This window comes from Methylobacterium sp. 13MFTsu3.1M2 (assembly GCF_900112625.1).
Classification (GTDB): domain Bacteria; phylum Pseudomonadota; class Alphaproteobacteria; order Rhizobiales; family Beijerinckiaceae; genus Methylobacterium.
The window spans coordinates 431446-438130 of sequence record NZ_FOMM01000002.1 but is presented as its reverse complement, the minus strand read 5'-3'; the positions used below and the strand labels follow the sequence as shown (position 1 = coordinate 438130).

Genomic DNA, 6685 nt, shown 5'->3' with positions numbered 1-6685 from the left:
GCCCGCGCGCGCCGCCTCGATCGTGGCGTTGAGCGCCAGCAGGTTGGTCTGGCCCGCGATGGTCGAGATCAGCCCGACCACGTCGCCGATCCGCGCCACGGCCTCGCTCAGGTCCCGGACCAGCGCGCCGGTCCGGTCGGCCTCCGCGACCGCCGCCCGCGCGAGGCCGGCCGAGCCGTCGACCTGCCGGCCGATCTCCTGCACGGAGGCGCCGAGTTCCTCGGCCGCCGCCGCCACGGTGCCGACGTTGCTGGCCGCCTCCTCGGCCGCGGCCGCGACGGTGGTCGACTGCCCCGCGGTCTCGGCCGCGGTCTCCGTCATGCCGCGGGCCGTGGCCTGCAGGCCGGCCGCCGCGGTCGAGACCTGCGCGACGATCCCGCCGACGGCGTCGGCGAACCGGTCGGCGACCTGCCGCATCGCGAGGCCGCGCTGACGCTCCGCGTCCTGCCGCGCCGCCTCGGCCTCGGCCTCCAGCTGCCGGGTGCGGATCAGGTTGTCCTTGAACACCTGCACGGCCGCCGCCATGGCGCCGATCTCGTCGCGACGGTGTCGGAACGGGACCTCGGTGCCGGCCTCACCCCGCGCCAGTCGGGTCATCGCGGCGGTCATCGCGGCGATCGGCCGCGAGATGTAGAGGAGGCCGAAGATCGCCGCCGCCAGGGCGGACACCAGCGCGAGGCCGATGCTGGCGACGGCCGCGGCGGACGCGGCCTCGACCCGGATCATCGCCGCGTCCGCGTCCTGCTGCGCCGCTTTCTCGTCGTGGTCCGCCAGACGGGCCAGGGCCGCCCGGGCACCGTCGTACAGTGCCACGACGTCGGGCCGGATCAGCAGCGCGGTCGCCTCCGTCTGCCGCCCCGCCTCCACGAGGCGCCGCACGTCCCGATCCACCTCCGCGAATCGGGTCCAGGACGCGCCGAACGCGTCGTAGTGCCGCCGCTCCTCGGCGGTGGTGATCAGCGGTTCGTAAGCCCGGCGCGCGTCGCGCAGCCGCGCGTGCGTGGTCGCCAGGGCGGCCTCATTGGCGTCCCGGTGCTCCGGCGTATCCGACAGCAGGATGAGCCGGTACTGCTTGATGCGCACCTCGGAGGCCGCCACTTCGATCGCGCCGACCTTCTCGAGGGAGGGCACCCAGTCCCTGGCCAGCGCCGTCGCAGCCTGCCCGATCCCGGCCAGCTGACGGAGGGACAGACCGCCCTGCGCCGCGGAGATCAGGGCAAGTCCCGCGAAGAGAAGGGCCAGGATTGCTTTGAGTGGAATGGATGCGCGCATGACGATCCTCGGCCAGATCCGAGTGCGGGACGGTCGCATCGGGCGGCCCGACGCAGGCGACTGCATCTAGCCACTTCGGGATCCCGCGCAACTCGCGCCTTAGAAACATCACAGAACGATTTTTGCTTATAAAAATACTGCAGAAACCGATAATTTACCGAGCAAAGCTACATTATCATATCAGATAAAGGTGAACCGTCGCGCAGGTTCGGGTATCCGGTTCGCCCGAAAATCTCTCTTATCCAGACGAAAGCGTTGACGGCGACGAGACAAGTGACGTTTGTGCCGGACCCGCACGCGACGGACCGCGCCGACCGAGCCCCCATCCTTCCGAGAGGATTCAGCGCCCGGCCGCGATGCCTACCAGAGTCCTCACGCACCTCCGTCGATCCGGCCTTCCGCCGGGATCACCGGGACGAGTTGCACCCCGGCCTTCGCTCCTGCATTGCTCCTCAACCGCAAGGGGAGGGTTCGGGGCATGTCGACGGCTCGGGTCACCGTGGTCGATCACCCGCTGGTGCAGCACAAGCTGACCCATCTGCGGGACAAGAACCGCTCGACCAAGGGCTTCCGGCAGATCCTCAACGAGATCGGGATGCTGCTGGCCTACGAGGTGACCCGTGACCTCCCGCTGGAGCCCGTCACCATCGAGACGCCCCTCCAGCCGATGCAGGGGCAGCAGATCCAGGGCAAGAAGCTGGTGCTCGCGCCGATCCTCCGCGCCGGAGTGGGCTTTCTCGACGGCATGCTGTCGCTGGTCCCGTCGGCCCGCGTCGCGCATATCGGGCTCTACCGGGATCCCGAGACGCTGGAAGCCGTGGAGTACTACTTCAAGGCGCCGTCCGATCTGGCCGACCGGACGGTGCTGGTGCTGGATCCGATGCTGGCGACCGCCAACTCGGCGATCGCGGCCCTCGACCGCCTCAAGGCCCGGGGCGCCTCCGACCTCCGCTTCGTCTGCCTACTGGCGGCGCCGGAGGGCCTCGCCAAGTTCCAGGCCGCCCATCCGGACGTGCCGGTCTGGACCGCGGCGATCGACAGCCACCTGAACGACCACGGCTACATCGTCCCGGGCCTCGGCGACGCCGGCGACCGGATGTACGGCACCCGCTAGGAGCCGGCCTCAGCGCCGACGCCGGGCTCCGGCGCGGCCCTTGCCGACGACCTTGCGGAGGGTCTGCGAGAGCTGATCCACCGAGTAGGGCTTCTGGATCAGGTCGAAGCCGTGGACGCCCTCCTGCGCCAGCACGTGGCTGTAGCCGGAGGTGAGGACCACCGGCAGGTCGGGCAGGCGCCGCTGCAGCTCGCGGGCCAGCGCGATACCGCCCATGCCGGGCATCACGACGTCGGAGAAGACGGCGTCGAAGCGGAAGGGGATCCTCTCGATCTCGACGAGCGCCTCCTCGGCATTGGTCGCCCAGACGGTCTTGTGCCCGAGATCTTCCAGGATCTGCGTGGCGAAGCGGCCGACCTCGATGTTGTCCTCGACGACCAGCACGCAGAGGCTGGCGCCGTCGAGCCCGTTCTCCTCGCTCCGCGGCGTGACGGACATGTCCGGCGCGTGCTCCGCCTGCGGCAGGTAGAGCGTGAAGGTCGTGCCGTGGCCCGGGCTGCTCGACACGTCGACGTCGCCCCCGGACTGCTTGGCGAAGCCGAAGACCTGGGACAGCCCGAGCCCGGTGCCCTTGCCGATGTCCTTGGTGGTGAAGAACGGCTCGAAGATGCGCGGCAGCACGTCGGCCGGAATGCCGATGCCGGTGTCGGACAGCGACACCGCCGCGAAGGTGCTGCGCGACCCCGCGTGACCGCGGATCGCCGGCATCGGCCGGTCGCCGGATAGCTTCAGGGTGAGGGTGCCCTCACCGCCCATCGCGTCGCGGGCGTTCACCGCCATGTTGATCAGCGCGGTCTCGAACTGGCTGAGGTCGGCGCGGATGTAGCAGGGGGTGGCGGGGATCTCGGCCAGAACGCTGATGCGCGCTCCGGTGACCGAATCCAGCATCTCCGCCACGGCCCGCAGCGAGGCGCCCACCTCGAAAACTTCGGGCCGGAGGGCCTGGCGACGCGCGAAGGCCAGGAGCTGGCCGGTCAGCTTGGCGGCGCGGTCGACCGTGTCGGAGATGGCCTCGACGTAACGGCGACGGCGCTCCTCCGGCAGGTCCGGGCGCTTGAGCAGGTCGGTGGAGGATTTGATCACCGTCAACAGGTTGTTGAAGTCGTGGGCGACGCCGCCGGTCAGCTGCCCCACCGCTTCGAGCTTCTGCGACTGCCGCAGCGCCTCCTCCACGCGCTCGCGCTCGGCGCTCTCGGACTGGAGTTTGGCATGAGCCTCCGCCAACGCCTGCATATTGCGTCGCTGCTCGGTCAGATCCGTCAGGATCCCGCAGAGGAGCGGCTGATCGCCCTGGCAGGCGAAGCGGCTGAGCGACAGGAAGGTCGCGCTCTCCGATCCCGCCGCGTGCAGCGCGATCTCCTCGCGGACGGGCCCGTCCATCGCGTGCCGGATCAGGCGCCCGAGGTCGACGTCCGCGTGGACGAAACCCTGGAGCGTGCGGCCGGTCAGGCGCTCCTGCGGCTCGCCGAGCATCTCGGCCAGCCGCCGATTGCAGTAGAGCAGCGTCCCGTCCAGCGCCAACGTGAACGCGCCTTCCTGCATCTGCTCGATCAGCGCCCGGTAGGGCAGGTCCGCGTTCTCGAGCGTGTAGACGAGGCGCTCGTGGTTCGGCCCCTCCACCACGACGGCGTCGAAATCGCCCCGGCGGATGGCCGCGAGGGTCTCCTCGCTCTCCTCCAGCCGCGCCTCGAGTTCGCGGATATGGGCGCGATAGGCGTCGAGCCCGGGCTCGTCGCCGGGCAGCAGAGCGTCCACACCCATCAGAGCGGCTCCGCGGCGGACGCGATCTCGAGACTGCGCAGCACGCGGCCCTCGTCCAGGAGGTCGCCCGAGAGGCGCCGTTCCGGCCCCGGCGCCAGTCTCAGGAGTGTGGGCGCGGCGAGGATCCCGTCGCGCTCGGCAAGGTCGGGTTGCTGATAGATGTCGACGATCTCCAGCTCGTAGCGGCCCGGGAAGTGGGCTTCGCAGATGCGGCGCAGCACTTCGACCGCGCGCAGCGAGCGCGACGCGGTTCCGGCCACGAACAGCCGCAACCGGACGTGCTCCGCGTCCGTCGGAGACGAGGCGGCCGCGTTCAAGGCCGGTCGGCCTTGGGACGGATGTCGAGGCCGACCAGAACCTTCTCGGTGTTCGACAGGTCGCCGATGATCCGCTTGAGCGGCGACGGCAGCCGGCGCACGAGGGTCGGGATCGCGAGGATCTGATCGCCGGCGGCGAGCTGCGGGTTCTTCATGAGGTCGATGACCTCGATGTCGTAGTGGCCGGCCAGATGCTCCTCGCAGAAGCGCTTCAGGTTGCTCAGGGCAGCGAGAGACTTGGCCGTCTGCCCGGCGACGTAGAGGCGCAGGTGATAGTGGCCGGAATCGCGGTCGGGATCCGTCTCGGGTGCTTGGTCGTCCGATGTCGTATCGCTCATTCCGCGGCACTCCGTCGTGCGCTCAACGCCTGCTGCTCCGCCGCGAGCGTGACGCCCCGCGCCGCGTCCTCGGTACGCAGGCTCTCCTCCTCGTCCACGGCCGCCTCGAGGCCGGCCCTGAGCTCCTCGATCTGACGCTCCAGGGCGGAGCGTCGGCGCGCCATATCCCGGAGCCGGCGCTCGGTCGCGTCCCGGTGCTGCTGCGCGGCCGCGCGTTCCTGAGCCTCCTGAACCAGGCGCGCGGTGCCGGTGAGAACACCTGAAGGACCAATATAGGCATCCACCAACTGGATCCCGTCCGACGACATCAGAAATTCGCGGATCTGGTTGGAGTGGCTCATACCCCGCGCCTTGATGACGTAGAGGGTCCGCGTCCGCTCGCCGTTCGCCTCCATGTTCTGGAGCTTGATCCAGGCATCCATCAGGGAGGACACGCCGAGATCGTTGTCCTCGATCAGGGAGCCGTCGCCGCGGAGGGTCGTGAAGATCGCCGTGATGCCGCGGGTCTTGATCAGGTCGATCATGCGCAGGAGCGTCGCCTGCAGCTCGCCCGACGACCCGCGCAGGGCCGAGATCGGGTCGAGCACCACCACGTCCGGCCGGAACTGGTCGAGGTCGCGGTGCATCCGCGCGAGATGCGTCTCCAGACCGAACAGGCTCGGCCGCGCGGCCTCGAAGCGGAGGCGGCCGCTCGCCACGTGCGCGGCGAGGTCGAGCCCGATCGAGCGCGCGTTGCGGATGATCTGGGCACCGCTCTCCTCGAACACGAAGGCCATGCAGCGCTCGCCGCGCCGGCAGGCCGCGTCGAGGATCGAGGCGGCGAGCATGCTCTTCCCGGTCCCGGCCTCGCCGGAGATCAGGATCCCGGAGCCGCGATGGAAGCCCCGCGGTCCCAGCATGGCGTCGAGCCCGGCGATCCCCGTCGAGAGGATGCCGTCGGGCACCCCGTAGACGAGATCCGCCGAGGTCACCGGCAGGACGCTGATCCCCGCGTGATCGATCAGGAACGGGTACTCGTTGGTGCCGTGGGCGGAGCCTCGATACTTGACGACGCGCAACCGTCGCGTGGTGATCTGGTCCTCGACGCGGTTGTCGAGCAGCACGACGCAGTCCGAGACGTACTCCTCCAGGCCCTGGCGGGTGAGCGGCCCGTCGCCGCGCTCGCCCGTGATGATCGCGGTCAGGCCGCGATCCTTGATCCAGCCGAACAGGCGGCGCAGCTCGGTGCGGAGCAGGGTCGGATCGGTGAAGCCCGCGAACAGTGTCTCGATCGTGTCGAGGACGACGCGCTTGGCCCCGATCGAGTCCACCGCGAAGCCGAGGCGGATGAACAGGCCCTCGAGGTCGTACTCGCCGGTCTCCTCGATCTCGCTCCGCTCCACGCGCACGTGGTCGATGGCAAGATGGCCGGCGGCGACGAGACCGTCGAGGTCGTAGCCGAGCGACGCGACGTTCGCCGCCAGATCCTCGGCCCGCTCCTCGAAGCTCATGAACACGCCGGGCTCGCCGTAGAGCGTCGCGCCGTTGACCAGGAAGGTCGTGGCGAACAGCGTCTTGCCGCAGCCCGCGGCGCCGCAGATGAGCGTCGGCCGCCCGGCCGGCAGACCGCCATGGGTCAGGTCGTCGAAACCGGTGATGCCGGTCGCGACCTTGGGCAGTGTCCGGGCGGCTTGCGGGTCGGGCACGATGGGCGAATCCCTGGACGTCTCGGAGGACGGCAAGTCCGGAAGTGCGGCGGCGCTCTCAACCCTGCCGGACCGATCGGGACGGTTCGCACCGCGAGAGACGCGGAGGCGGGCGCGAACAGCGCGTCGAACGGGCAGAGCACCGGTGGAATGCGGTATGGCAACGGGTCCGCCCGCGCAATATGGGTGCGTGACGCG

6 protein-coding genes are annotated in these 6685 nt (G+C 69.9%); 1 reads left to right on the top strand and 5 read right to left on the bottom strand.

What is annotated here, in order from left to right; genetic code table 11:
• Positions 1–1272: methyl-accepting chemotaxis protein (locus tag BM314_RS02090; RefSeq protein ID WP_091976658.1), on the bottom strand; the 1272-nt coding region annotated here is incomplete at its 3' end.
• 478 nt (positions 1273–1750) lie between these two features.
• Here BM314_RS02090 and upp point away from each other — a divergent pair.
• Positions 1751–2386: a uracil phosphoribosyltransferase gene (gene upp / locus BM314_RS02085; RefSeq protein ID WP_020096508.1), complete on the top strand. Its 636-nt coding sequence runs from the start codon at positions 1751–1753 to the stop codon at positions 2384–2386.
• Between the two features lie 9 nt (positions 2387–2395).
• Here the strand turns inward: upp and BM314_RS02080 are convergent, their stop codons facing one another.
• From BM314_RS02080 to kaiC, 4 genes are read right to left on the bottom strand one after another with little or no spacing between them, the layout of a single operon-like run.
• Complete coding sequence (locus tag BM314_RS02080; protein ID WP_091976656.1) at positions 2396–4147, bottom strand: ATP-binding protein; 1752 nt, start codon at positions 4145–4147, stop codon at positions 2396–2398.
• The gene (locus BM314_RS02075; protein ID WP_020096506.1) at positions 4147–4419 is read right to left on the bottom strand and encodes a circadian clock KaiB family protein; all 273 of its coding nucleotides are present in this window, start codon (positions 4417–4419) and stop codon (positions 4147–4149) included. The genes BM314_RS02080 and BM314_RS02075 overlap by 1 nt, the downstream gene beginning before the upstream one ends.
• Positions 4420–4460: 41 nt before the next feature.
• Positions 4461–4802: a circadian clock KaiB family protein gene (locus BM314_RS02070; protein ID WP_056528328.1), complete on the bottom strand. Its 342-nt coding sequence runs from the start codon at positions 4800–4802 to the stop codon at positions 4461–4463.
• Positions 4799–6487 (bottom strand): circadian clock protein KaiC, encoded by a 1689-nt coding sequence (kaiC, locus tag BM314_RS02065; protein WP_091976655.1) that lies wholly within the window; start codon positions 6485–6487, stop codon positions 4799–4801. The genes BM314_RS02070 and kaiC overlap by 4 nt, the downstream gene beginning before the upstream one ends.
• Positions 6488–6685 lie beyond the last annotated feature (198 nt).